The sequence below is a fragment of the Microcoleus sp. S1D4 genome (assembly GCF_036700765.1).
Classification (GTDB): domain Bacteria; phylum Cyanobacteriota; class Cyanobacteriia; order Cyanobacteriales; family Microcoleaceae; genus Microcoleus.
This window is the reverse complement of the sequence record NZ_JAUBPP010000018.1, coordinates 50,016-74,340: the sequence shown is the minus strand read 5'-3', so window position 1 is coordinate 74,340 and position 24,325 is coordinate 50,016. Positions and strand designations below refer to the sequence as shown.

Below are 24,325 nucleotides of genomic sequence, written 5' to 3'. Positions count from 1 at the left end.
GACACTCTCATAAACCCGCCCCCGCATCTACAAGTCAGATGCTACAGGATTTGATATCAAGTAAATACCAAACAAGATGAAACTAAAAATTCTGCAACTCCATGAATTAGCGATAATCCCGCAATATGCCCATGATACTGATGCTGGAATGGACTTATTTTCTATAGATGAATTAGAAATTACTCCGGGAGAAAGCCAGTTAATTCATACAGGAATATCAATAGAATTACCAGAAAAAACAGAGGCTCAAATCCGTCCCAGAAGTGGTTTAGCTCTCAAGCACCAAATCACTGTCCTCAATGCACCAGGAACCATAGATGAAGGCTATCGAGGCGAAATCAAAGTCATCTTAATCAATCACGGTCAAACTTCCTTTCAAGTGACAAGAGGCATGAAAATTGCTCAAATGGTAATAGCGCCAGTAATTCGTGTGGAAATTGAAGAGATTAAAATGTTACGTTCGAGTTCTAGGGGAGATAAGGGATTTGGCTCAACTGGACTATGACAATAAATTTCTTGTTTCAATACAGTTCTCATTCTAGCTTTTAAATGAACAATACACCAGACAATTACGAACCCCCTCACAGACCAAATTGGGACGAATACTTTTTAATGTTAGCAAAATTAGCTGCTACTCGATCGACTTGTCTGGCTTTCCCCGTCGGCGCAGTAATTGCTAAAGACAGGCAAGTTTTAGCCACGGGTTACAACGGTTCGCCGTCAGGTTCGGTACACTGTACGACTCAAGGCTTTTGCTATCCGGGTTTAAGCAGTTGCGACGCCAGCAAAACTTTGCCGTCGCGGGCGGTGCACGCTGAAGCAAATGCGATCGCCAAAGCTGCCAAACACGGGATATCTACGGCTGGATCTAGCATTTACGTGACTTTAGAACCCTGCATTTATTGTTTGAAATTAATCATTTCTGCAGGGATTCGCGAAGTTTTTTATGAAACTGTTTTTAACAGCGGAGAAAAAGCTGAGTTGAGAGATTCTTTTATAGCTGAAGGTATTGTTGAGTTTACACAAATTCAGCTATCTGAAATCACAGCAAAAACAGCAGCTTCATTTCTGCTGAATCCTACGTCTGTTCCAAAGGGCGATCGACCATTTGGTTCGTAGCGGGGACTTTAGGATCGAAAACTTAATAGCTTAAGCACCTCCTACAGTCCTCTATCTCGTAAGTTGCGAGAAAGAAGGAGGCAAAGAGAGCCTCCGCACCTGCATTACCAGGCTCTTCCTGGTAACGAGAAATCCCTTAAGTTATTAAATTTTCATTCCTTAGTCCGCATTCAGAATTTAACAGTCAACAGTCAACAGTCAACAGTCAACATTCAATCAAACTCGTCCACAACTTGTAAATAGTCGATCGCCGCATCTATCCTCGAACTATACTTAAAAGCAAACTGATCGAACCAATATCTCTCATCGGAATTCTTATCCAAATTTTTCAGCCAAACTTGAGCTTGCCTAACCTTCTGCCTGCGGGTTTGGATGTCTAACTCTGACTGCACAATCTTTTCTGGGGGTTGCGGTGCTAGTGCAGTCACTTCCTGAGCTTTATTTTCTGCTTTTTTCGGAGACTTAAGCGGTTTTTGTGCAGCAACTTCCTGATGTTTATTTTGTGCTTCGCATTCAGCCTTAATTTCAGCTAAATCCTTCTCTAAAGCACCAGGATACAAATTGATATTTGTTGTTTTTGATGTTTTATTTGACGGCACTGCTGCTGGTTGCGAAAGCGGTTGTGCTTCCACTGACGGCTGACTTTGTACCTCGCGAAGTTTTTGAGATGCTTGATATTCTGCCTTAAGTTCAGCTAACAGGCGATCGATCGATTCCATAACTTAAAACCCTCTAAAAAATGCTGTCCAGCAACCAGCCACAAATATAATCGCGCGAAATTTCCCCGATTCTTCAATCAGTGATTGCATTTAACAATACTTCCGTCAGTGTCATGTCTTCAAGATCGTCCATCGTCACGGTATCAACGATATCAAATTTAGCCCCAGCGCTTTGTAATTCGTCATCTAATATTTTGAGAAATTTAGTAGCTTCCGGCGCATTCCCTACTTGAATGAAAGAAATTGCTAACTCTTCATCTCGATCGATCTTCCGCGAAGCCTCTATAATCGTTTTCATCACTTCTTTGCGATCGTCGGGTTCACCGTCCGTCACCACTAATATTGTTTCCCCATTTTGCTTGGTCTTACCGGATGCTTTGCGCTGAAAATAACTGTTTAGAGCGTCTAGCAGTACCGCAGCTAAATTTGTATTCCCCGAAGGTTCGTTTTCTTGGAATATTTGCAAGACTTTAGCTGATGTTACGTTGTCGTAGCGCTTGAAACGACCGGAAAACACATAAACGGTGATGCCGTCTGGATCCAGTTCTTCGCATTTGTTCGCTAGGGCGATCGTCGATTCTTGGATCAGCGCCCACCGACTTTTACCGCCAGTCCGATCTTTAGTGTACATACTGCCGCTTTTGTCAATGATGATTGTATAATCGCGGTTCTGAAGCATAAGATTTTCCTGTTAATTAAATAAAGTTTTTCCAAAAAAGAAGAAAACCAGCGAGCCGAAGCTGTTGAGCTTTCGTTGCTCGCTGCGTTTTTTAGTTGATTTGCGATCGCAAATAGCAGAATTTAAGCTGTAACTAAAGCTTCTTTAAGCGGCTTCCAGCTAAAAACTCGATCGCCCCCCATCTCCACTGCTATTTTAACTCGCGGTTCTAACGTCGGCAAAACAGTCAAATACTCAACTTCCTGACTCGACAAAACCTGCCCTTCAATAATCCACAGCACCAGTCCTTTTGCTTTCGGCGGCAAATTGTCTAATTGAGTTTTCAACATCGGCGGCAGGTAGTACGTATAACCGACAGCCCCTTCATTGCCAGTAGTTTTTTTGCCCAAATGCGGCGGCCGCACTCCGTGAACCCCCGTCAAATACATCGCCAAATCGCCCAAGCCCCGCGCCGTAATCGTATGGGCACCGTAGCCCGCAGCCCTCAGCCGCCGCAGGTAACGACCCTCAAATCCTCCCTCTAAAGGAACGTACAGGGCTAGCGACCCCGACTTTTCCAAATCCCGAATCATATCCGAACCAGTCGTAATCAGTCCCATAAATTTGTCTTGCCTGCTGTTTTAAATGTGGTCGATCGCCAATTGCGAGCTTGGAGTATTATAAATCCTCAAGCTGAGGCGAAAAGTTTAGTCCGGGACGATCCGAATCAAAAAACCGGGTTTTTCAATCTGATTGACGGTTTGACCAAAGTATTGTCGTTAAAAAAATTCCGGTTTCCGGCCACCGGTGGTTAATTCATCAACTTATGCTCGCGGCCTTGACAAACGGCAAACACTTCATATACTATTGTAAATTGTCGCCGTTAAGGATACTGAGTAGCTTGCCGCTCAAGTCCTGGCGCAAACAAGCAAGACCGAGACAAAACTCGGAGAGCGATCGGGTAAAAAGCCGCGCATCTCAACCCTTGCAAGACTTCCACAAGCTCGCTCCCAAATTTAAAACTCAAATTTTAAACACCGAGGAAAGCTGTTGGTTGATAACAGTTAATTGCAGGAACACTGAAATAAATGTTTCTGCACAAGAGCAAGCGGATTGACGTAAAAAAAATCTCAATCCGAAACCTCTTGCGTAAATAAAAGGAAAAAATCCGTGTCTGTAGGCATTCTTGGTACAAAACTAGGCATGACTCAAGTGTTTGACGAAGAAGGGAGAGCAATCCCCGTCACCGTCATTCAAGCAGGGCCTTGTACAGTAACTCAAATCAAAACAAAACAAACTGACGGCTACGGTGCCGTTCAAGTTGGATACAGCGACGTTAAGCCGAAGGCTCTCAACCAGCCAAAATTGGGACACCTTGCCAAGTCGGGGGCGACTCCATTGCGCCACTTGCACGAATACCGATTGGAAGACACCAGTTCCTTTGAATTAGGTCAACAACTAAAAGCAGATAGCTTTACACCGGGACAAATAGTAGATGTCATCGGTACAAGCATCGGTAAAGGTTTTGCAGGCTTTCAAAAGCGCCACAACTTCAAACGAGGCCCTATGTCTCACGGTTCCAAAAATCACCGCGAACCTGGATCGATCGGACCTGGAACAACTCCCGGCCGCGTCTATCCCGGTAAAAAAATGGCGGGACGTATGGGCAACGTTCAAGTCACCGTCCGCAAACTCACAATTGTCCGGGTGGATGCAGAGCAGAATTTGTTGCTAATTAAGGGAGCAGTTCCCGGCAAACCTGGCGCCTTAGTCAATGTTGTGCCTGAGAAAAAAGTAGGACGTTAGTCAGCAGTCAGCAGTCAGCAGTCAGTAGATAGTAGTTGGCGGGCGAGTAGCAAGAAGAACTAAGAGCCAAAAACTTAAAGCTGACAAAGCGACAAAGCGACAAAGCGACAAAGCGAAAACTAAAAAACAGACAACTAACAACAGACAAAGGACAAAAGATATGGTTAATTGTGTAGTGCGAAATTGGCAAGGCGAAGAAGTTGGGGAAACAACTTTAGAACTGCGCGTAGCCAAAGAAGAAAATGCGTCTCACATCGTTCACAGAGCATTGACGCGGCAACTGAATAACGCCCGTCAAGGAAATGCTTGCACCAAAACTCGCTCGGAAGTTAGAGGTGGCGGTCGCAAACCTTGGCGTCAAAAAGGCACCGGTCGAGCCAGAGCAGGTTCTATCCGTTCTCCGCTGTGGCGGGGCGGCGGTGTCATATTCGGGCCGAAACCCAGAGACTTTGAAGTCAAAATGAACAAAAAGGAACGCCGTCTCGCTTTGCGGACAGCATTCCAAAGTCGCACCGAAGACATGATTGTGGTTGAAGAATTTGCAGAGCAATTTCCGAGACCGAAAAGCAAAGAATTGCTGAGCGCGATCGCCCGTTGGGGCATCGACCCAAATAAAAAAGTTCTGTTAATCTTGCCAGAACCGCAACTAAACGTCTATTTGTCAGGACGCAACATCGAATTAGTCAACGTCATCTTGGCAACTTCCCTGAACGTTTACGACGTTCTCGCGGCTGACAAAATCATTGTCACCTCTACCGCCATCACAAAAATTCAGGAGATTTACGGTGAGTAAAATCGACCCCCGCGACTACGCAGATTTGATCCAGCGTCCGATTCTCACCGAGAAAGCTACCAGAATGATGGAATTAAATCAATTTACATTCGACGTAGCCCCCAAAGCGACCAAGCCTCAAATCAAAGCAGCCATCGAAGAGCTATTTAAGGTGAAAGTCATCGGCGTAAACACCCAAAACCCGCCGCGCAAAAAGCGTCGAGTTGGTAAATTCGTCGGCTTTAAACCTTGTTACAAGCGAGCAACCGTCACTTTGCTAGACGGAGAGTCGATCCGCAAACTGCTATTCCCAGAAGTTTAGCCAATTTTGGATTTTAGATTTTAGATTTTAGATTGCAGTTAGCTCGTGCCAATTCCCAATCCAGGAAACAGCAAAGTTAACTGATCATCCCAAATCTGAAATCCCAAATCTAAAATCTAAAATCCCAAGTCTAAAATCTAAAATCTAAAATCGATTATGGGCATTCGTTCTTACCGACCTTATACATCCAGCACCCGAGAAAAAACTGTCTCGGACTTTGCTGAAATTACCACGTCAGAACCCGAAAAGTCTCTAACCAGCAACAAGCACACCAAACAAGGCCGCAACAACCGAGGCGTCATCACCTGTCGCCACCGGGGAGGCGGTCACAAACGGCTTTATAGAGACATCGACTTCCGGCGCGACAAACACAGCATTCCTGCTACCGTCAAGTCGATCGAATATGACCCCAACCGCAACGCCCGCATCGCCCTTGTATTCTACAAAGATGGCGAAAAACGGTACATCCTGCACCCGCTAAACTTAACCGTCGGTACAGTAATAGTCTCAGGCCCAGACGCGCCGATCGAAATCGGCAACGCCCTACCCCTGAAAAACATCCCCCTCGGTACCAGCATCCACAACGTAGAGCTAGTACCCGGAAAAGGCGGACAAATCGTCCGTTCCGCAGGCTCCAGCGCTCAGCTAATGGCAAAAGAAGGTACCTACGTCACCCTCAAACTGCCCTCCGGCGAACAGCGCAAAGTCCGCGCCGACTGCTACGCCACCATCGGTCAAGTTGGCAACACAGACGCTAGAAACATCAGCCTCGGTAAAGCAGGCCGCACCCGCTGGAAAGGCCGCAGACCAACCGTTCGCGGTAGCGTCATGAACCCGGTAGATCACCCGCACGGCGGTGGCGAAGGCAGAGCGCCCATCGGACGCTCTGGGCCCGTCACACCTTGGGGTAAACCAGCATTGGGTGCCAAAACTCGAAAAAAGAAAAAGCGCAGCGACTCTTTAATCGTCCGTCGCCGCCGCAAATCTTCCAAGCGCGGCAAGGGCGGCAGACAAAGTTAAGGAAGAAGGAAGAAGGAAGAAGGGAGAAGGAAGAAGGAAGAAGGAACAACGAAAAAGTTTTCCGTGCTCTTTTATTCCTGCAACTTTCTTCCCAATTCAATTCCAACTACTAATTACTAATTACCAAAACCATGTCTCGATCGCTAAAAAAAGGCCCCTTTGTAGCAGATCACCTGCTTACAAAAATTGAAAAACTCAACGCCGAAGGCAAAAAACAAGTAATTAAAACTTGGTCGCGCTCTTCCACAATCCTGCCTCAAATGGTAGGTCACACGATCGCAGTTCATAACGGCAGACAGCACGTCCCAGTCTACCTCACCGACCAAATGGTAGGTCACAAACTCGGAGAATTCTCCCCCACTCGCACCTTTAGAGGTCACAGCGATAAAAAGGCAAAAAGATAGCCAAATTAGGTGACAGGTAATAGGTAACTGGAAAAAGTTTTTCCCAATTACCAATTACCTTTTTCCCAATTACCAATTACCAACTTACCCAAATCGAAATGGTTATAGATACCACATCCGAAATTAAGGCGATCGCCCGTTACATTCGGTCATCCCCCTTCAAAGTACGCCGAGTCCTCGACCAAATTCGCGGCAAAAGCTACCAAGAAGCCCTGATTTTACTCGAATTCATGCCCTACCGCGCCTGCGAACCCATCGTCAAAGTTTTGCGATCGGCAGTAGCCAACGCCGAACACAACGCAGGATTAGACAAAAGTAAGCTAGTAGTCTCTCAAGCTTACGCAGACCAAGGCCCAGTCCTCAAGCGCTTCAGACCCCGCGCTCAAGGTCGCGCCTACCAAATCCGCAAGCCAACTTGTCACATCACCGTAATAGTTGCTCCGATCCTAGAAGACTAAACCAAGGAAAAACGTAATAGGTAATAAACAGCTTAAAGTTGAAAAAATAGGCGATCGCCAATTACCTTTTCCTCAAAGCACGGAAATCACGGAGTCGCAGACAGTTGTTTTTTACATCTTCCTTCTTCCGACTTCCCTCGAACTTATTCCCAGTTACCAATTACCTTTTTCCCAATTAACTAATCAAATATTATGGGCCAAAAAATACATCCAATTGGTTTTCGTCTCGGCATTACCCAAGAGCACCGCTCTCGCTGGTTTGCTGACCCGAAGAACTATCCAGAACTCTTGCAAGAAGACTACAAAATCCGCAAGTACGTCCGCAAAACCCTCAGCAATGCTGGCATTTCCTCAGTCAGAATTGAACGGAAAGCCGATCAAATCGACCTAGAAGTCTTCACCGCCAGACCGGGCGTTGTCGTAGGCCGCGGCGGAGCAGGTATCGAAACCTTGCGCGTCGGTTTGCAACAGCTAATCGGTAACAACCGCCAAATTCGCATCAACGTCGTCGAAGTTCAGCGCGTAGACGCCGATGCCACACTGATCGCAGAATACATTGCCCAGCAACTAGAACGGCGCGTATCCTTCCGCCGAGTAGTCCGCCAAGCAATCACCCGCGCCCAAAAAGTCGGCATCCAAGGCATCAAAATTCAAGTCAGCGGACGGCTAAACGGCGCAGAAATCGCCCGTACCGAATGGACGCGCGAAGGCCGAGTCCCCTTGCACACGCTGCGGGCCGACATCGACTACTCCTACTGCACCGCTCAAACCATCTACGGTATTCTGGGCATTAAAGTTTGGGTTTTCAAAGGCGAAATTATTCCCGGACAAGAACAAGAATCTGCACCAAACGCAGCCGTGCCCCGGACTAAACAAAAGCGCCGTCGCCAGAACTTTGAAGATCGATCGAACGAAGGCTAGCTAATTGTTAACTGTTAGTTGTCAATGGTCAATTGTCATTTAAAACCAATTGCCAATTACCAATTGCCAATTACCAATTACCAAATACCAAAATCCCAACTCCCAAAGCCATGTTAAGCCCTAAAAGAACAAAATTCCGCAAACAACAGCGCGGGCGAATGAGCGGTCAATCCACCCGCGGCAATACAGTTAGCTTTGGCGACTTCGCGCTCCAAGCCGTCGAACCCGCCTGGATAACGTCCCGCCAAATCGAAGCCGGACGGCGCGCCATGACCCGCTATATCCGCCGGGGCGGTAAAATCTGGATTCGCATTTTTCCCGACAAACCAGTCACCCAGCGCGCAGCAGAAACCCGGATGGGTTCTGGTAAAGGCGCGCCGGAGTTTTGGGTAGCCGTCGTCAAACCAGGCCGGATCATGTTTGAAATTGGCGGTGTAGCCGAAGAAACAGCCCGCGAAGCAATGCGTTTGGCATCTTTCAAATTACCGATTAAAACCAAGTTCATCAGCCGCGAAGAAGGCCAGTCATAGCGAAAATCGAAGGTAGAGTTAGGTCGGCATTGGTCTGAATTTTAAAGGGCGACAGCAATTTAAAATCGGCAATTCATAACTTTTCTTTCCTTCGACCTTCAGCATCTAGACAATTAAGTCTTCACTCTTTCGATCGCTCACGATAAAGCACAGAATTATGTCTTTGACCAAGATTAAAGAAGCTAGAGAATTAAGCGATGCAGCAGTAGCAGAGCAAATTTTAGCCGTCAAGCGCCAACTCATGGATCTGCGGCTCCAGCAAGCTACCGGCCGCCTGGAAAAGCCTCACCTGTTCAAGCACGCCAAACATCGGCTGGCTCAATTAATGACAGTTGAACGCGAGCGCCAAATCGCAGCCGACGCTCAAGCTAAAGCCGAAAAAGCCGCATCGAAAGCAGCCGACGCACAGCAAGCTGCAACCGCAGTCAGTCCCGAGTAAGCAGCAGCCGAAGCTCGCACAGTAGTTCAAAAAAACTCAATTGCACAATTAAAGATAGATAGCTATGGCAGTTAAAGAACGAGTTGGCGTAGTAGTCAGCGACAAGATGGACAAAACCGTCGTAGTAGCGATCGAAAACCGCTCCTCCCACAGTAAGTACGGCAAAATCGTAGTCCGCACCAAGCGGTACAAAGCTCACGACGAAGAAAATCAGTGCAAACCAGGCGATCGCGTCCGCATCACTGAAACTCGCCCCTTGAGCAAAACCAAACGCTGGACGGTTGCTGAGATTTTCGGTGCAAAAAATGGCTAACAGTTAATTCTGGATTGCTCAAAAGCGCGATCGGCCATCGAGCTCGATCGACCATCCATTAGCAATTCACAGTTAGCAGTTAGCAAGCATCAAACTACCTTTTCCCCAATCACCATGATTCAACCCCAGACATACCTCAATGTCGCCGACAATAGCGGAGCCCGCAAACTAATGTGCATCCGCGTATTGGGAGGCGGCAACCGTCGCTACGGCGGAGTCGGCGATGTCATCATTGCCGTCGTCAAAGACGCCATCCCCAATATGGCAGTCAAAAAATCCGATGTCGTCAGAGCCGTCATTGTCAGAACCCGCAAAGGCTTGCGTCGCGACAGCGGCATGAGCATTCGTTTTGACGACAACGCCGCCGTCATCATCAATCCAGAAGGCAACCCCAAAGGCACTCGCGTTTTCGGCCCCGTCGCCCGCGAATTGCGCGACAAAAACTTTACTAAAATCATTTCCTTAGCCCCGGAGGTACTTTAAAATGTACGGAAAAAAGGGTAAAGCAACTAGCGAACCGCAGCGCTACAGAATGCACGTCAAAGCAGGCGACACCGTGCAAATAATTACTGGCAAAGAAAAAGGAAAAGTCGGAGAAATCCTCAAGACATATCCCAAAGTCAGCAAAGTAATTGTTAAAGGCGTAAATATCCGAACCAAGCACGTCAAGCCCCAGCAAGAGGGAGAATCCGGGAAAATAGTCACCTTTGAGGCTCCCATTCACAGCTCAAATGTCATGCACTATTCCGAAAAAGAGAAAATCGCCAGCCGCGTCTGCTATACATTTAGTGAAGACGGCCGCAAACTGCGACAACTCAAAAAAACCGGAGAAATCCTCGATAATTAGTCATCAGTCCTTAGTCCTTAGTCCTTAGTCCTTAAAAGACAACTGACAACTGACAACTAACAACTGACAAAGAACAATTCCCTGACCAAGCCCAGGGACAGTTAACGAAACACAAAAACTATGCCGGACAAACTCAAAGTTCTTTATCAAGGAAAAATCGTTCCCACACTGATGGATCAGTTTAAATATACTAATATCCATCAGGTTCCCAAACTCGTCAAAGTCACAGTGAACCGCGGTTTGGGAGAAGCATCTCAAAACGCTAAGGCACTCGATTCGTCGATCAACGAAATTAGCATCATCACCGGGCAAAAACCAGTGGTGACACGGGCGAAAAAAGCGATCGCAGGCTTCAAAATCCGCAAAGGAGTACCCGTCGGCGTTATGGTGACGCTGCGCGGCGATCGGATGTACGATTTTCTCGATCGGCTGATCAACCTCGCACTACCCCGCATCCGCGACTTCCGCGGCATCAGCCCCAAAAGCTTCGATGGTCGCGGCAACTACAGCTTGGGCCTGAGAGAACAGCTCATCTTTCCAGAAATAGAATATGACAGCATCGATCAAATTCGAGGCATGGACATTTCAATTATCACCACAGCAAAAACCGACGAAGAAGGACGCGCTTTGCTTAAAGAAATGGGAATGCCGTTCCGGGACAACTAAGCACTAGAGTAAGAAGCAAAAGATGGCAGCTAACGATACCATAGCAGATATGTTGACGCGCATTCGCAATTCTTGCATGGCGCGCCACCAGACAACACAAATTCCAGCTACAAAAATGACTCGTAGCATCGCCCAAGTCCTCAAAAATGAAGGCTTTATCAGCGAATTTGAAGAAGCAGAACCAGAAGGGGTCAAGCGAACTATAGTGCTTTCTCTAAAGTACAAAGGTAAAACTCGCAAGCCCATTATCACCGCACTTAAGCGAGTCAGCAAACCAGGACTTCGCGTTTACTCGAACCGTAAAGAATTGCCCCGAGTATTAGGCGGAATTGGCATCGCCATTATCTCCACCTCCAGCGGCATTATGACCGATAGAGAAGCCCGACGCCAAGGTTTGGGCGGAGAAGTGCTTTGTTATGTTTGGTAGTCATTAGTCATTCGATTTTAGATTTTAGATTTTAGATTGACGCTCCAGCGCAGTGAATCTGAGAGTTTCAACAAAAATCTAACATTTTGGGAGCATCAACTCAAAAGTATCGGGGCACAGTACCCGTTTATTGCGGGTCATTAGTCGCCGATTATTGGCAACAAACTCCAGAATCGATCGCTCAAAGACTAATAACTAAAGACTAACAATCAAGCACTAATCACTAAAAACAAAGGACAAAAAATATGTCGCGAATTGGCAAGCGTCCGATTAGCATTCCCACTAAAGTCACCATCACCCTAGACGGCCAAAAAGTAGCCGTCAAAGGCCCAAAAGGTGAACTTTCCAGAGTGATACCAGCAGAAATCCTCATGGGACTCGAAGGCGAGACTTTACTCGTTACCCGCCGAGACGAATCTCGCGTCGCCAGACAACTGCACGGCTTGTGCCGCACCCTAGTCGCCAACATGGTCGAAGGTGTATCAGAAGGTTTTCAGCGCCGTCTGGAAATTGTCGGCACAGGTTATCGGGCACAGGTTCAAGGACGGAACCTGATTTTAAACGTCGGTTACAGCAAGCCAGTTGAAATGCCCCCTCCAGAAGGCATCACAATGGCAGTTGAAGGCAACACCAACGTCATTGTCTCCGGCATTGACAAAGAACTCGTAGGTAACACAGCAGCCCGCATCCGCGCTGTGCGTCCGCCTGAAGTCTACAAAGGTAAAGGCATTCGTTACAGCGGCGAAGTCATCCGGCGCAAAGCTGGTAAAACAGGCAAAACAGGTAAGAAGTAAACATGAAGCTTACTCGCAAAGAATCAGTCCACCGCAGACACCGCCGCGTGCGGCGCAAGGTGTTCGGCACCGCCGAGCGTCCCAGATTAGCGGTATTTCGATCGGACCAGCACATCTACGCCCAAGTAATCGACGACACCGCCCAGCACACTTTGGCAGCCGCGTCAACCCTAGATCCAGAATTGAAAGCCGAACTCAGTTCTGGCAACAACTGCAGCGCCAGCACCAAAGTCGGTCAGTTGATTGCCAAACGCTGTTCCAGCGCTGGCATAGTCAAAGTCGTGTTCGATCGCGGAGGCAACCTCTACCACGGTCGCGTTAAAGCCCTCGCAGATGCAGCTCGCGAAGCCGGGTTAGACTTTTAGGAAGAAGGAAAAAGGAAGAATGAAGAAGGAAGAAGGAAGAAAGAAGCAATAAAATTCTTAATTCCTAATAGTTAATTCCTCATTGCAGACTACCAGTTACTAATCCTCAATTCCCCAAGACAAAACTATGGCAGAACAAAAAGAACAGCGCACCAAGAAAAAAAGCAGCAGCAACAACAAAGGACGCGAAAAAGAATCCGAATGGCAAGAAAGAGTTGTTCAGATTCGTCGCGTTACTAAAGTAGTCAAAGGCGGTAAAAAACTCAGCTTCCGCGCCATAGTCATTATCGGCAACGAACGCGGTCAAGTTGGAGTGGGAGTCGGCAAAGCTAGCGACGTCATCGGTGCAGTGAAAAAAGGCGTCGCTGACGGCAAAAAACACCTCATTGAAGTCCCCCTCACCAAAGCAAACTCCATCCCTCACCCCATCAACGGTGCAGGCGGCGGAGCCAAAGTCATGATGCGTCCGGCCGCAGCCGGAACAGGCGTAATTGCAGGGGGAGCAGTCCGAACAGTTCTCGAACTAGCAGGAGTCCGCAACATCTTAGCCAAACAGCTAGGTTCTGGAAACCCATTGAACAACGCCCGAGCTGCAGTCAACGCCCTCTCCACCCTCCGCACCTTGTCCGAAGTTGCTCAAGAACGCGGAATCCCAGTAGAAAACCTCTACGGTTAGGGCATAGGGAATGGCAAACTGTCAGTTTTGAGTGTTAAGTGCTGGCGTTGAGAATCAAAAAAATCCGCAACTCAAAACTCACGCACTCAAAACTACTGCGCGCCGGCTCTCTAAATACCAATTACCAATTACCAATTACTAAAACTATGAGATTGCAAGACGCCCGACCCAAAGCAGGCTCCCAAAAGCGCCGGCGACGCTTAGGCAGAGGTATTTCTGCCGGTCAAGGCGCGAGCTCCGGTAAAGGGATGCGCGGTCAAAAATCTAGAGCCGGTAGCGGCACTAGACCGGGTTTTGAAGGCGGCCAAAATCCTCTCTACCGCCGCCTGCCCAAGCTCAAAAGCTTCCCTTTAGTGAACCGCAAAGAGTACACTACCATTAATGTAAGTAAATTAGCATCGCTGCCAGCAAACACAGAAGTTACTCTCACCTCTTTGCTTCAAGCAAAAATTGTCACCGCTGACAATGGCCCGCTGAAAATCTTAGGAGATGGCGAACTAAATGTGCCCCTGCAAGTGCGCGCCAAGGCTTTTACCGCAGGTGCTCGCACCAAAATTGAAGCCGCAGGCGGAAATTGCGAATTAATTGCCTGAAGATTTGAGGTTTGAGAAGAAGTCCAAATCTCAAATCCTCAAGTTTGCTATCAGAAAATGATTTAGTCGAAAATCCCAAATCTAAAATCCCAAATCGTAACTATGGACGTTAGTAGAGAGAAAGCGCCAACTGCACAAGAGACATTCATGCAGATGGCTCAAGCTGCAGGTTTGCGGGGCCGTATCCTCGTAACCCTTGGCTTATTGATTTTAGTGCGTCTGGGTGTCCACTTGCCAGTCCCCGGCATCGATCGAGCTGCCTTTGCCCAAAACGTCCAAAATAGCCCTTTAATTGGCTTTTTGGACTTGTTTTCAGGAGGCGGCCTGTCAGCATTGGGGATTTTTGCGCTGGGGATTTTGCCCTACATCAATGCTTCAATTATCGTGCAACTTCTAACCGCTGCTCTGCCAAGTTTAGAAGATTTGCAGAAAAATGAAGGAGAAGCGGGGCGGCGCAAGATATCTCAAATTACTCGCTACGTTTCTTTGGGCTGGGCAATTCTGCAAAGCATTGGCATTGCGATTTGGGTCAGCCCTTTTGCTCAAGCTCCAGCGCCCTTATTCATAGCACAAACTGCTTTGGCCCTGACTGCTGGGTCGATGTTTGTCATGTGGATATCGGAATTGGTGACGGAACGAGGCATCGGGAACGGAGCGTCGTTGCTGATATTTATCAACATTGTGTCGGTTTTGCCGCGCTCTTTGGGACAAACTTTTGAGTTGGCCCAAAGTGGCGATAACGCGATTGTCGGTCGCGTAGTGGTTCTGCTGCTGGTATTTTTGGTGACGATTGTCGGGATTGTGTTTGTTCAGGAAGGTACTCGCCGTATTCCGATTATTTCTGCCCGCCGCCAAGTCGGACGCAAGGTTTATCGGGAGAGTCGCAGCTATCTGCCCCTGCGCTTGAATCAAGGCGGAGTGATGCCGATTATTTTTGCATCTTCGGTGTTGATTGTGCCTTCTTTCCTCGCTCAGTCTCTGAATAACCCATTTTTGGTTGAAGTTGCTAATGTTTTGAGTCCTAACGGGCCTGCGCCTTGGGCTTACGCGCTCTTTTATCTGACTTTGATTCTGTTCTTCAGCTATTTCTACGCTTCGTTGATTGTCAACCCTGTAGATATGTCTCAGAACTTGAAGAAAATGGGCGCTAGTATTCCTGGCATTCGTCCTGGTCAGAAAACGAGCGATTATGTGGAGAAGGTTTTGAACCGTTTGACTTTCTTGGGCGCGATATTTCTCGGTCTGGTGGCTATTGTACCAACGGCTGTAGAAAGTGCGATCGGCGTGCAAACTTTTAGAGGTTTTGGTGCAACTTCCCTGCTAATTCTAGTGGGTGTCGCGATCGAAACTGCTAAGCAAATTCAAACTTACGTCATCTCCCAACGATATGAAGGAATGGTGAAGTAATCGCAATGCAACTGATTTTTATGGGGCCTCCAGGGGCAGGTAAGGGAACTCAGGCTCAAATATTAGCCGCTCTCTGGAAAATACCGCACATTTCTACTGGTGACATTCTACGCGCCTGCGTGGTGGCGAAAACACCCTTGGGGCTACAGGCGAAAGCCTACATGGATGCTGGTGAGTTGGTTCCCGACCAGTTATTGATGGATATCGTCCAAGAACGCATGAATCAACCAGATGCAAGTGCAGGCTGGATTCTCGACGGCTTTCCCCGCACTGTGGCACAGGCAGCGTTTTTTGACAAACTGCTCTGTGATGTTGGTGTAGAGGGAAGTACGTCTGGTAAGGACTGCGATATCAGAGCTGTCAATTTGGACGTACCTGATAATGTTTTGGTGACTCGCCTATTGTCGCGGGGTCGCCAGGATGACAATGAGGAGACGATCCGCCGCCGGTTGCAAGTTTATCGCGAACAAACTGAGCCTTTGATTGAGTTTTACAGCGCTCGCGAACAGTTAGTTGCGGTTGATGGCGATCGCGATATGGGATTAGTCACTGCTGAACTGCAACAAGCCCTCTCTGGCGACTCTTGAACCCTCTCAATAGAGCTTGTTACTCACCAAATTTTGCTAAGATATGTTAACTAGGAGCTTTGTGTGCGATCGGGTTTTGTGAGGGTTGTTAGAAACAGGATTGAACTCGATTATACTTGCCACAACTTTACTCAAGTAAAGCTGAAGCAACAAGTTAATTAGAGTCAAGCATTCGATCGAGTCGCCCGAATTATTGCCCCGTTCGCCTTAGACCCGCCCAAAACGGATACAAGCCACCGACAATCATCGTCGCAAACCCTGATTTTAGACCGCAGTTTCTGCTCATTTGATGCCTCTGTGGAGTCAATCTAAAATCCAAAACTTGTTCGCTTGCGAAGTCGAAGCATCTAAAATCTAAAATCGGCAGATCCTTAGTTGGTAAATAGGTTTTGAAGCCAATACCGGGATACTCCTAGTTAATCAAATGTAAAATTGAGGTAAATACCAAATTGTCTAAGCAAGATTTAATTGAAATGGAAGGGACAGTGACGGAATCTCTTCCCAATGCGATGTTTCGCGTTGACCTAGATAATGGGTTTAACGTGCTAGCTCACATTTCCGGCAAGATTCGTCGCAACTACATCAAGATTTTGCCCGGCGATCGCGTCAAGGTCGAATTAACTCCCTACGACTTGACCAAAGGCAGAATTACATATCGCCTTCGGAAAAAATAGGCTTAGATAAAACTTTCTAAAAACTAATTTTAAGTTTTATTAGAGAGAACTTGGTAAAAAGCTTCAAATTTATGCTATAATGCTACGTTTGTAGTGTTGGCGAGAAGGGCGTCAACAACCCACCAGCGTAGAGGGCTAAGTGACTGCTACGCGGTAAAAGTATCGATCGCCCAAATTTGGGTGCAAGCGAATTTGACCCCAACAAAGGGAGTGGGTGCAAGCGGGCTCCTTCAATAAACAACCCGTACTTTATACAATTTAATCGAGGAGAGGCCTACACCTTGCCCAGCCTCTCCTCCCACCGCTCTACGGGCCAGCGTGGCTGAGTTCCGGTAGAGCGGGGTTCTCCAGGCAGGAAGAAAGATGAAAGTTCGAGCATCTGTCAAAAAGATTTGTGAAAAATGTCGCGTCATCCGCCGTCGCGGTCGAGTGATGGTGATATGCACTAACCCAAAACACAAACAGCGCCAAGGTTAGACAACAGCAAGATTGGGCGCTGCACGCAGGTGCCGCCTCATTCAACATTGTAGCCAAACAGGAAAATTAGGGAGACAAAAGTGTGGCACGGATTGCCGGGGTAGACCTTCCACGCGATAAGCGCGTCGAAATAGGTCTGACATACATTTTCGGAATAGGCCTGTCGCGGGCCCAAAAAATAATCGCTGCAACAGGCGTAAATCCCGACACTCGCGTCAAGGATTTAACAGAGGCCGACGTGACACTTCTGCGGGCTCATGTAGAAAGCACCTACCAAATCGAAGGAGACCTCCGGCGCTGGGAGTCAATGAACATCAAGCGCCTGATGGATATCGGGACTTACCGTGGTAGGCGTCACCGTTTGGGTCTGCCTGTGCGGGGCCAACGAACCCGTACCAACGCCAGAACCCGTCGCGGCGTTCGCCGAACAGTGGCGGGCAAGAAAAAGGCACCTTCCAAGAAGTAACTTCTTTTTGGAAAAACTACGCTGGGGGCTGCTGGCTCCTAGCGCTTCGGGACATTAGTTGAGAGAAACGTTAAAGAGACTAATATGGCGCGACAACAAACAGGCAAGAAATCTGGTGCAAAAAAACAGAAACGGAATGTACCCAATGGGGTAGGCTACATCCAGTCTACCTTCAACAATACGATTGTGACTATTACCGACCTCAACGGGGAAGTAATATCCTGGGCATCAGCAGGTTCCAGCGGCTTTAAAGGAGCGAAAAAAGGGACTCCCTTTGCAGCTCAAACAGCAGCAGAAAGTGCAGCCCGCAGGGCCAACGACCAAGGAATGCGCCAAATAGAAGTAATGGTGAGCGGGCCCGGAGCAGGTCGAGAAACTGCAATTCGGGCTCTGCAAGGGGCGGGACTGGAAATTACCCTGATTAGAGATGTTACCCCGATTCCTCACAACGGCTGTCGCCCTCCCAAGCGGCGTAGAGTCTAAAACGATTTGAGATTTTAGATTTTAGATTTTGGATAATGGTTAACTGCTTAAAATCAAAAACTAATAATGGTTTCAACTGTTGCCCCGTCCGTCCAAAATCCGAAATCCGTTCAGGGGTATGCTCTGCAATCTAAAATCCAAAATCAAAAATCCAAAGTGGAAAAGGGAGGTCACTCCGTGGCGCAGTTTCAAATTGAATGTATAGAGTCTAACACTGACAAAGACCGCAGTCAGTACGGCAAATTTGTCCTAGAACCCCTAGATCGCGGTCAGGGAACAACGGTTGGGAATGCGCTTCGGCGAGTGCTGCTGTCAAATTTGGAAGGAACGGCAGTAACTTCAGTCCGCATCGCGGGTGTCAATCACGAGTTTGCCACGATCGAAGGGGTACGGGAGGATGTTCTGGAAATTCTCCTGAACATGAAAGAGGTGGTTCTTAAAACTCATTCCCAGCAGCCGCAAATCGGCAGGTTGCGGATTGAGGGGCCAGTCACAGTTACTGCCGATCGATTCGATTTACCTTCTGAGGTGGAATTGATCGATAAATCGCAGTACATTGCGACTCTCTCCCCCGGTTCAGTTCTGGAAATGGAATTCAGAATTGAAAAAGGCATCGGATATCGAGCAGTAGACCGCAGTCGCGATGATGGGTCGGCTTTGGATTTTCTCCAAATTGACGCCATCTTTATGCCGATTCGCAGAGTCAACTACAGCGTTGAAGATGCTCGGTTGGGTGGCACGGCCGAGAAAGACCGGCTGATTATGGAAATCTGGACTGATGGCAGCGTGACTCCTCAAGAAGCTCTGAGTCAATCTGCCCACATCCTGGTAGATTTGTTTGCCCCTCTCAAAGACATCACCCACGATTCTCTCAAACCAGAGTATCCAGGTGAGGCCGATCCCACGAGCCAAATCCCGATCGAAGAATTGCAGTTGTCAGTCCGGGCTTACAACTGTCTCAAGCGGGCTCAGATCAACTCAGTCGCCGACTTATTGGATTATACCCAAGAAGACTTGCTAGAGATCAAGAACTTCGGGCAGAAGTCCGCAGAAGAAGTGATTGAAGCTTTACAAAAACGCTTGGGGATTACCCTGCCGCAGGAAAAATCAGCTAAAAGTTAATCAACGGGTAACGGGTAAAAAAGTGCGGAATTTTAAGTGGGTGAGTTCTTAAAAACCCAGAATTCACCCCCGGAGTTCGCAGACTATCTATCCCCGCGCCCAATTACCAATTACCAATTACCAATTACCATGCGCCACCGCTGTCGCGTCCCCCAACTAAACAAACCGGCTGACCAGCGCCGCGCCATGTTGCGCTCGCTGACCACCGAATTAATCCGTCACGGTAAAATCACTACCACTCTCGCCCGCGCCAAAGCGCTGCGCCCAGAAGCGGACAGAATGATTACCCTGGCAAAAGAAGGCTCCTTGGCCGCTCGCCGCCAAGCTATGGGCTATATCTACGACAAACAGTTAGTACACGCCTTGTTTGAGGCCGCTGCAGAACGGTACGGCTCGCGCAACGGTGGTTACACCCGCGTAGTGCGAACTGTCCCCCGTCAAGGAGACAATTCCGAAATGGCGATCGTTGAACTGGTTTAATGAAATTTTGGGTTGGAGATTTTTGATTTATGACTGACAATCCAAAATCCCCAATCGAAGATGCCCGATCGATACAGCGCGTTGCTTTAGTTATCCAATACATCGGCACTAACTTTCACGGCTGGCAGCGACAGCCGAACCAGCGTACAGTACAAGAAGAAATTGAAACAGCAATATCGACTGTCCTGCAACGTCCGGTAACGCTGCACGCTGCCGGGAGAACTGACGCAGGAGTTCATGCCGCTGCTCAAGTAGCCCATTTTGACGTCTGCGGCCCAATTCCGGCTCACCGCTGGGCAAGCGTTCTCAACTCTCGACTGGCAAAAGATATTTTAATTCGAGCTTCGGCAAAGGTGGAACCTACCTGGCACGCTCGGTTCTCAGCCAGTTGGCGGCGCTATCGCTACACCCTTTATACAGACCCGATTCCTAATTTGTTTGTGCGTCCTTATGCTTGGCACTGCTACCACGCGCCTGTGGACGAATCTTTGATTCAGGCAGCTTTGACACCGCTAATCGGGCGGCATCACTTGGCGGCTTTTCACCGCGCGGGGTCTGCCCGCCCCCATTCTTGGGTGGACGTACAAGCAGCAGAGTGTCATCGTTCTGGGCCTCTTATCTATATCGAGGTTCAAGCGAGCGGGTTTCTGTACGGGATGATGCGGCTGCTGGTGGGGTTGCTAGTGCAGGTGGGTCGCGGGGAAAGGGCGATCGACAATTTCACAGATATCTGGGTCAACGAACGCCGAGAAATGGTAAAATACGCCGCTCCCGCTCGAGGTTTATGCCTGCTGCGGGTTGGGTATTCAGAATTTCCCTTTCCCCCAGATGTTTGGTACGATACTCAGCCAAAATTAGTTATTGGTTATTAGTTATTGGTTATTAGTTATTGGTTATTAGTTATTGGAAACAACTAACAAATAACAAATAACAACTGACAACTAACAATGAACAACTAACAAATAACAAATAACAACTGACAACTAACAATGAACAAAACTTACGTCCCTACTCAAGACTCCCTAGAGCACAAGTGGTACGTGGTCGATGCTGCCGACCAGCGCCTGGGCCGTCTGGCAACAGAAGTTGCCATATACCTCCGGGGCAAACACAAACCCACTTACACTCCTTCAATGGATACCGGCGACTTCGTAATTGTCATCAATGCTGACAAAATCGCTGTTACTGGTAAAAAACGCACCCAGAAAATCTACCGCCGTCACTCTGGCAGACCGGGCGGCATGAAAACAGAAACTTTTGCCAAATTGCAAGCACGTTTGCCCGAAAGAATCGTCGAAGAAGCTATCCGGGGAATGCTGCCTCACACTTCTCTGGGCCGACAACTGTTTACTAAGCTAAAGGTGTACGCTGGCCCCAACCACCCGCACGAAGCTCAAAAACCAGAAGAATTAATTGTTCACACGATTCCGGGAGGAAATGAGTAATGCAAGCAACAGATACATCCGGGCGCGCCGTTTACTGGGGTACTGGCCGCCGCAAGTGTTCCGTAGCGCGGGTACGTTTGGTTCCCGGCACAGGCATACTGACTGTCAACGGTAAAGAAGGGGATTTGTACCTGCAATTCAACCCTACCTATTTGGCACTCGCTAAGGCTCCTCTGGAAACTTTGGGTCTGGAAAATGAATATGACATTTTGGTAAAAGTCGAAGGTGGCGGTTTGACCGGTCAAGCTGACTCGATTCGCTTGGGTGTCGCTAGAGCGCTTTGTCAGTTAGACCCGGATAACCGCAAGCCTCTGAAGACTGAGGGCTATTTGACTCGCGACCCGCGGGCCAAAGAGCGGAAAAAGTACGGTTTGCGGAAAGCTCGGAAGGCTCCTCAATACTCGAAGCGGTAATCGAGCAAAGAAGGAAGAAGGAAGAGGGAAGAAGGAAAAATTATCCAGATTCCATCCTTCTTTTTTTCAAGGTCTATTTCTGATTCCTGATTCGCGCTTTCGCAGCCAACGATTGCGGAAAATTCCTGCTGTTGTTGGTAGGTAAGTCCGATGACAGCTAAAATGGTTGTAAAGTCAAAAATTAGAGAGTAAAAAAAATGGCGAAAGATGGCATTCACCCTGAGTGGTATCCCGAATCTCAGGTTTTTTGCAACGGGGAACACGTGATGACGGTTGGTTCGACTAGACCAAAGCTTCAAGTTGATGTTTGGTCGGGGAATCATCCTTTTTATACTGGCACTCAGAAGATTATTGATACTGAAGGTCGTGTGGAACGCTTTATGCGGAAATATGGCATGACAGATGTAGAAATGCCGCAGGCAGATGCTTCCTCTGGCCCTCTGAAAATGGAAGACCCGAAAGCAGATGCTGCTAAGGCTGCTGCTAAAGGGAAAAAGAAGAAGTAGCTGGATTGTCATTTGTCCGCAGTCGGTTAAGAGTAGTGTTTTCTACAAATAACTGACTGCTATAGGATTTGAGATTTTAGATAAAAGACTTGCCGTAGCGGGCAGTTTAGTTCGATCGAGATTCTCTCCAAACTGCTCTTGAGTTCTAAAATCAAAAATCTAAATTTAAACATCTCAAATCGAACCGCTCTCGGATTGGAGGTTTTAGATAGAAGACTTGCCGTAGCAGGCGGTTGAGTTAAATCCAATTAAGTTCGATCGCGATTCTACTCCAACTGCTCTTCAAATCTAAAATCTAAAATCTAAAATCTAAAATCTAAAATCGATTGACGGAGGACAACTGACAATGGCTGAATCTTATTTGCTGGATAAATTGAAGTCGGTAGAGCAAACTTTTAATGAGTTGACTCGCCGCATGGCTGACCCGGATGTGGCTAGGGACAATTATGAGTTTCAACGGGTGGCAAAAGCTCGATCGTCCTTAGAGGAAGTGGTCGATACTTTTGCTCTGTGGAAAACGACTCAGGAAGATTTGGTGGGCGCGCGACAGGTGCTCAAGGAAGCTGCGGGCGATCGCGAAATGCAAGAAATGGCTGGACTGGAAGTTGAGGAACTTGAGTCGAAGCTGGAAAATTTGGAAAGTCGTTTGAAGGTGTTGCTGCTACCGCGCGATCCGAACGATGACAAAAATATTATGCTGGAAATTCGCGCTGGTACTGGCGGAGATGAGGCTAGTATTTGGGCGGGGGATTTGCTGCGGCTTTACACTCGCTACGCTCAAACTCAAGGCTGGCAGGTGAAATTGGTGAGCGAGTCGCTGGCGGAAATGGGCGGCTTTAAAGAGGTGATTCTGGAAGTTACCGGCGATAGCGTGTACAGCCAACTGAAGTTTGAGGCTGGGGTACACCGGGTGCAGCGGGTGCCTGTGACTGAGGCTGGCGGCCGGGTTCACACTTCAACGGCGACTGTGGCTGTAATGCCGGAGGTGGATGATGTGGAGATTCACATCGATCCGAAGGATATTGAGATGAGTACGGCTCGATCGGGCGGCGCTGGTGGTCAAAACGTGAACAAGGTGGAAACTGCTGCAGATTTGTTTCACAAGCCGACGGGTATTCGGATTTTCTGTACTGAGGAGCGCAGTCAGTTGCAGAATAAGGAGCGGGCGATGCAGATTTTGCGGGCTAAGCTTTATGAGATGAAGTTGCGGGAACAGCAGGATGAGGTGAAGTCGCGGCGTTTGGCTCAGGTTGGTACTGGTTCGCGATCGGAGAAGATTCGCACTTACAACTATAAGGATAATCGGGCTACCGACCACCGTTTGGGGGAAAATTTTTCGCTCAATAGTGTTTTGGAAGGGGATATTGAGGCGATTATTCAGACTTGTATTTCTCAGGATCAGCAGGAACGTTTGGCTGAGTTGGCTGCTTCTATTAATTGATGGAGCGATGGGGAATTAGGCACATTTTTGGGTGTGCCTTTGTTCTGTGATGGCTCGGCGGATGTGGTGGAGCAGGGCGTCCCAAATTGCATCGGCGCTTTGAACGGGATACTTGAAATGTTCGAGGTCGTATTGTACAATGACTTCTAGAGGCGCGAGGGCTTGCTGGTTTCTACAACTGGCAATTGTGGCGATCGTCTCTTGTTCCCATCTGGCAAACAGTCTATAGCTGAAAAAGGAACTGCATTTTTGTCCTTTCTGGTTCAGGTAAACGACTATTACTTGATGTTGTTTGGGGTAAACTTTGACTATGCGGTTGACGGGCATTCTCAGGGCTTCGGCTGCTTCTATTTTGGAGATTTGCCAGCACTGGGGTTTGAGCCAACCGGAGGCTGTAAGGCTTTGACGGGTGCGGCTAGCCTTGTGAGTTTTTTGAGTGCGTCTCTTGGTCATTGCTATTTCTCCTAAATCGGTTTTCATTAAAATTAAGATTTTCAATCTAATTAAAATAATATCTGTTAAATCTTCTCCTGTCAAGCAAGACAGGTAAATTTGTTGGTACACAAGTAAACTAGGAATTGTGGTTATCTCGTGGCTGATACCGTGGACGCAGAAGCTAAGAAAAAACTGAGTGAGGTTGTTAAATTAGCGCGGGGCTCGATGAGTCTGACTGCTTTTGGCAAGCTGTTGGGAGTTTCTGCTGCTTCTGTCTTGTATTGGGAAAAGGGGCAGGTACTTCCAGATACGAAAAATTTGACTCAGATTGCGACAAGAGCAGGCTTTACGATGGAAGAGCTCATGGCTCACCTCGAAGGCAAGCCGGTGCAGGAACCTCTGGATACCAACGAGCTGCTTAAGAAAATTCAATGTATGCCACTGAGTGACTTAGCAGTGATTGTTCGAGCTGGTATGGAGCGACTGGCTGCTGCGGCTGTAGCTTCTGGGAAGTATGGTTGATGTTCTGTAAACTAGGAA

At 48.0% G+C, this 24,325-nt stretch carries 39 protein-coding genes; 35 read left to right on the top strand and 4 right to left on the bottom strand.

The window, feature by feature from the left end; all coding sequences use genetic code 11:
- Positions 1-76: 76 nt before the first annotated feature.
- On the top strand, positions 77-505 hold the full coding sequence (dut, locus tag QT998_RS19070; RefSeq protein WP_333092083.1) for a dUTP diphosphatase: 429 nt from the start codon (positions 77-79) through the stop codon (positions 503-505).
- A gap of 44 nt (positions 506-549) precedes the next feature.
- Entirely contained in the window at positions 550-1,119 is a 570-nt protein-coding gene (locus QT998_RS19065; RefSeq protein ID WP_333092081.1) for a deoxycytidylate deaminase, read from the top strand.
- Between the two features lie 212 nt (positions 1,120-1,331).
- On the opposite strand, the gene QT998_RS19060 is transcribed toward QT998_RS19065, so the two are convergent.
- From QT998_RS19060 to QT998_RS19050, 3 genes are all read right to left on the bottom strand, one after another.
- Positions 1,332-1,838 carry a salt stress protein, Slr1339 family gene (locus QT998_RS19060; RefSeq protein WP_333092080.1) on the bottom strand — a complete coding sequence of 169 codons (507 nt, stop codon included), beginning with the start codon at positions 1,836-1,838 and terminating at the stop codon, positions 1,332-1,334.
- 73 nt (positions 1,839-1,911) lie between these two features.
- Positions 1,912-2,517 (bottom strand): vWA domain-containing protein, encoded by a 606-nt coding sequence (locus tag QT998_RS19055; RefSeq protein ID WP_194067210.1) that lies wholly within the window; start codon positions 2,515-2,517, stop codon positions 1,912-1,914.
- 122 nt (positions 2,518-2,639) lie between these two features.
- On the bottom strand, positions 2,640-3,116 hold the full coding sequence (locus tag QT998_RS19050; protein ID WP_333092078.1) for an NAD(P)H-quinone oxidoreductase subunit N: 477 nt from the start codon (positions 3,114-3,116) through the stop codon (positions 2,640-2,642).
- A 9-nt stretch (positions 3,117-3,125) separates the two neighbouring features.
- Here QT998_RS19050 and QT998_RS19045 point away from each other — a divergent pair, with 9 nt between their 5' ends.
- The 32 genes from QT998_RS19045 to prfA all read left to right on the top strand — a co-directional run bounded on the left by QT998_RS19045 (position 3,126) and on the right by prfA (position 23,350).
- The gene (locus tag QT998_RS19045; RefSeq protein ID WP_333092076.1) at positions 3,126-3,311 is read left to right on the top strand and encodes a hypothetical protein; all 186 of its coding nucleotides are present in this window, start codon (positions 3,126-3,128) and stop codon (positions 3,309-3,311) included.
- A gap of 355 nt (positions 3,312-3,666) precedes the next feature.
- Positions 3,667-4,302, top strand: a complete 636-nt coding sequence (rplC, locus tag QT998_RS19040; RefSeq protein ID WP_333092074.1) for a 50S ribosomal protein L3 — start codon at positions 3,667-3,669, stop codon at positions 4,300-4,302.
- 160 nt (positions 4,303-4,462) lie between these two features.
- Positions 4,463-5,095 (top strand): 50S ribosomal protein L4, encoded by a 633-nt coding sequence (gene rplD, locus QT998_RS19035; RefSeq protein ID WP_333092072.1) that lies wholly within the window; start codon positions 4,463-4,465, stop codon positions 5,093-5,095.
- Positions 5,088-5,396, top strand: coding sequence for a 50S ribosomal protein L23 (locus tag QT998_RS19030; protein ID WP_194010344.1), 309 nt, complete (start codon positions 5,088-5,090; stop codon positions 5,394-5,396). The genes rplD and QT998_RS19030 overlap by 8 nt, the downstream gene beginning before the upstream one ends.
- A 156-nt stretch (positions 5,397-5,552) precedes the next feature.
- On the top strand, positions 5,553-6,416 hold the full coding sequence (gene rplB, locus QT998_RS19025; protein WP_194010345.1) for a 50S ribosomal protein L2: 864 nt from the start codon (positions 5,553-5,555) through the stop codon (positions 6,414-6,416).
- 131 nt (positions 6,417-6,547) lie between these two features.
- Complete coding sequence (gene rpsS, locus QT998_RS19020) at positions 6,548-6,820, top strand: 30S ribosomal protein S19 (RefSeq protein WP_194010346.1); 273 nt, start codon at positions 6,548-6,550, stop codon at positions 6,818-6,820.
- Positions 6,821-6,918: 98 nt separating this feature from the next.
- A complete protein-coding gene (rplV, locus tag QT998_RS19015) occupies positions 6,919-7,278 on the top strand; it encodes a 50S ribosomal protein L22 (protein WP_194010347.1) in 360 nt (119 codons plus the stop codon).
- Between the two features lie 192 nt (positions 7,279-7,470).
- Complete coding sequence (gene rpsC / locus QT998_RS19010) at positions 7,471-8,199, top strand: 30S ribosomal protein S3 (RefSeq protein ID WP_194010348.1); 729 nt, start codon at positions 7,471-7,473, stop codon at positions 8,197-8,199.
- Positions 8,200-8,309: 110 nt separating this feature from the next.
- Positions 8,310-8,729, top strand: coding sequence for a 50S ribosomal protein L16 (gene rplP, locus QT998_RS19005; RefSeq protein ID WP_194010369.1), 420 nt, complete (start codon positions 8,310-8,312; stop codon positions 8,727-8,729).
- A 157-nt stretch (positions 8,730-8,886) separates the two neighbouring features.
- A complete protein-coding gene (rpmC, locus tag QT998_RS19000; protein WP_194067217.1) occupies positions 8,887-9,168 on the top strand; it encodes a 50S ribosomal protein L29 in 282 nt (93 codons plus the stop codon).
- Between the two features lie 64 nt (positions 9,169-9,232).
- Entirely contained in the window at positions 9,233-9,481 is a 249-nt protein-coding gene (gene rpsQ, locus QT998_RS18995; RefSeq protein ID WP_194010350.1) for a 30S ribosomal protein S17, read from the top strand.
- Positions 9,482-9,595: 114 nt separating this feature from the next.
- On the top strand, positions 9,596-9,964 hold the full coding sequence (rplN, locus tag QT998_RS18990) for a 50S ribosomal protein L14 (RefSeq protein WP_194010351.1): 369 nt from the start codon (positions 9,596-9,598) through the stop codon (positions 9,962-9,964).
- 1 nt (position 9,965) lies between these two features.
- On the top strand, positions 9,966-10,328 hold the full coding sequence (gene rplX, locus QT998_RS18985) for a 50S ribosomal protein L24 (protein ID WP_228041975.1): 363 nt from the start codon (positions 9,966-9,968) through the stop codon (positions 10,326-10,328).
- A gap of 120 nt (positions 10,329-10,448) precedes the next feature.
- Positions 10,449-10,994, top strand: a complete 546-nt coding sequence (gene rplE / locus QT998_RS18980; protein ID WP_333092068.1) for a 50S ribosomal protein L5 — start codon at positions 10,449-10,451, stop codon at positions 10,992-10,994.
- A 22-nt stretch (positions 10,995-11,016) separates the two neighbouring features.
- Positions 11,017-11,421, top strand: a complete 405-nt coding sequence (gene rpsH, locus QT998_RS18975; RefSeq protein WP_194010353.1) for a 30S ribosomal protein S8 — start codon at positions 11,017-11,019, stop codon at positions 11,419-11,421.
- Positions 11,422-11,666: 245 nt separating this feature from the next.
- Positions 11,667-12,215 (top strand): 50S ribosomal protein L6, encoded by a 549-nt coding sequence (gene rplF / locus QT998_RS18970; protein ID WP_194010354.1) that lies wholly within the window; start codon positions 11,667-11,669, stop codon positions 12,213-12,215.
- A 2-nt stretch (positions 12,216-12,217) separates the two neighbouring features.
- Positions 12,218-12,580, top strand: coding sequence for a 50S ribosomal protein L18 (rplR, locus tag QT998_RS18965; RefSeq protein WP_333092066.1), 363 nt, complete (start codon positions 12,218-12,220; stop codon positions 12,578-12,580).
- A gap of 127 nt (positions 12,581-12,707) precedes the next feature.
- Positions 12,708-13,256, top strand: a complete 549-nt coding sequence (gene rpsE / locus QT998_RS18960) for a 30S ribosomal protein S5 (RefSeq protein WP_333092064.1) — start codon at positions 12,708-12,710, stop codon at positions 13,254-13,256.
- A gap of 146 nt (positions 13,257-13,402) precedes the next feature.
- Positions 13,403-13,849 (top strand): 50S ribosomal protein L15, encoded by a 447-nt coding sequence (gene rplO, locus QT998_RS18955; RefSeq protein WP_333092062.1) that lies wholly within the window; start codon positions 13,403-13,405, stop codon positions 13,847-13,849.
- 102 nt (positions 13,850-13,951) lie between these two features.
- A complete protein-coding gene (secY, locus tag QT998_RS18950; protein ID WP_333092061.1) occupies positions 13,952-15,256 on the top strand; it encodes a preprotein translocase subunit SecY in 1,305 nt (434 codons plus the stop codon).
- A gap of 5 nt (positions 15,257-15,261) precedes the next feature.
- A complete protein-coding gene (locus QT998_RS18945) occupies positions 15,262-15,843 on the top strand; it encodes an adenylate kinase (protein WP_333092060.1) in 582 nt (193 codons plus the stop codon).
- A 449-nt stretch (positions 15,844-16,292) separates the two neighbouring features.
- Positions 16,293-16,517: a translation initiation factor IF-1 gene (gene infA / locus QT998_RS18940; RefSeq protein ID WP_006276978.1), complete on the top strand. Its 225-nt coding sequence runs from the start codon at positions 16,293-16,295 to the stop codon at positions 16,515-16,517.
- Between the two features lie 363 nt (positions 16,518-16,880).
- On the top strand, positions 16,881-16,994 hold the full coding sequence (gene rpmJ / locus QT998_RS18935) for a 50S ribosomal protein L36 (RefSeq protein WP_015178722.1): 114 nt from the start codon (positions 16,881-16,883) through the stop codon (positions 16,992-16,994).
- Between the two features lie 82 nt (positions 16,995-17,076).
- Entirely contained in the window at positions 17,077-17,460 is a 384-nt protein-coding gene (rpsM, locus tag QT998_RS18930; protein ID WP_106333882.1) for a 30S ribosomal protein S13, read from the top strand.
- A gap of 84 nt (positions 17,461-17,544) precedes the next feature.
- Entirely contained in the window at positions 17,545-17,943 is a 399-nt protein-coding gene (gene rpsK / locus QT998_RS18925) for a 30S ribosomal protein S11 (RefSeq protein WP_006634980.1), read from the top strand.
- Between the two features lie 177 nt (positions 17,944-18,120).
- Positions 18,121-19,065: a DNA-directed RNA polymerase subunit alpha gene (locus tag QT998_RS18920; RefSeq protein ID WP_333092058.1), complete on the top strand. Its 945-nt coding sequence runs from the start codon at positions 18,121-18,123 to the stop codon at positions 19,063-19,065.
- Positions 19,066-19,194: 129 nt separating this feature from the next.
- The gene (gene rplQ, locus QT998_RS18915; protein WP_194010371.1) at positions 19,195-19,545 is read left to right on the top strand and encodes a 50S ribosomal protein L17; all 351 of its coding nucleotides are present in this window, start codon (positions 19,195-19,197) and stop codon (positions 19,543-19,545) included.
- A gap of 29 nt (positions 19,546-19,574) precedes the next feature.
- Positions 19,575-20,417 (top strand): tRNA pseudouridine(38-40) synthase TruA, encoded by an 843-nt coding sequence (gene truA / locus QT998_RS18910; protein ID WP_333092057.1) that lies wholly within the window; start codon positions 19,575-19,577, stop codon positions 20,415-20,417.
- Between the two features lie 117 nt (positions 20,418-20,534).
- A complete protein-coding gene (gene rplM / locus QT998_RS18905; RefSeq protein WP_194010362.1) occupies positions 20,535-20,990 on the top strand; it encodes a 50S ribosomal protein L13 in 456 nt (151 codons plus the stop codon).
- Positions 20,990-21,403, top strand: coding sequence for a 30S ribosomal protein S9 (rpsI, locus tag QT998_RS18900; RefSeq protein ID WP_194067224.1), 414 nt, complete (start codon positions 20,990-20,992; stop codon positions 21,401-21,403). The genes rplM and rpsI overlap by 1 nt, the downstream gene beginning before the upstream one ends.
- A gap of 197 nt (positions 21,404-21,600) precedes the next feature.
- Complete coding sequence (rpmE, locus tag QT998_RS18895) at positions 21,601-21,909, top strand: 50S ribosomal protein L31 (protein WP_194010363.1); 309 nt, start codon at positions 21,601-21,603, stop codon at positions 21,907-21,909.
- Between the two features lie 346 nt (positions 21,910-22,255).
- Positions 22,256-23,350, top strand: a complete 1,095-nt coding sequence (prfA, locus tag QT998_RS18890; protein ID WP_333092055.1) for a peptide chain release factor 1 — start codon at positions 22,256-22,258, stop codon at positions 23,348-23,350.
- 15 nt (positions 23,351-23,365) lie between these two features.
- Here the strand turns inward: prfA and QT998_RS18885 are convergent, their stop codons facing one another.
- Positions 23,366-23,914, bottom strand: coding sequence for a hypothetical protein (locus QT998_RS18885; protein ID WP_333117041.1), 549 nt, complete (start codon positions 23,912-23,914; stop codon positions 23,366-23,368).
- 27 nt (positions 23,915-23,941) lie between these two features.
- Between QT998_RS18885 and QT998_RS18880 the strand changes: the two genes are divergently transcribed.
- Positions 23,942-24,307, top strand: a complete 366-nt coding sequence (locus QT998_RS18880) for a helix-turn-helix domain-containing protein (RefSeq protein WP_333117045.1) — start codon at positions 23,942-23,944, stop codon at positions 24,305-24,307.
- Positions 24,308-24,325 lie beyond the last annotated feature (18 nt).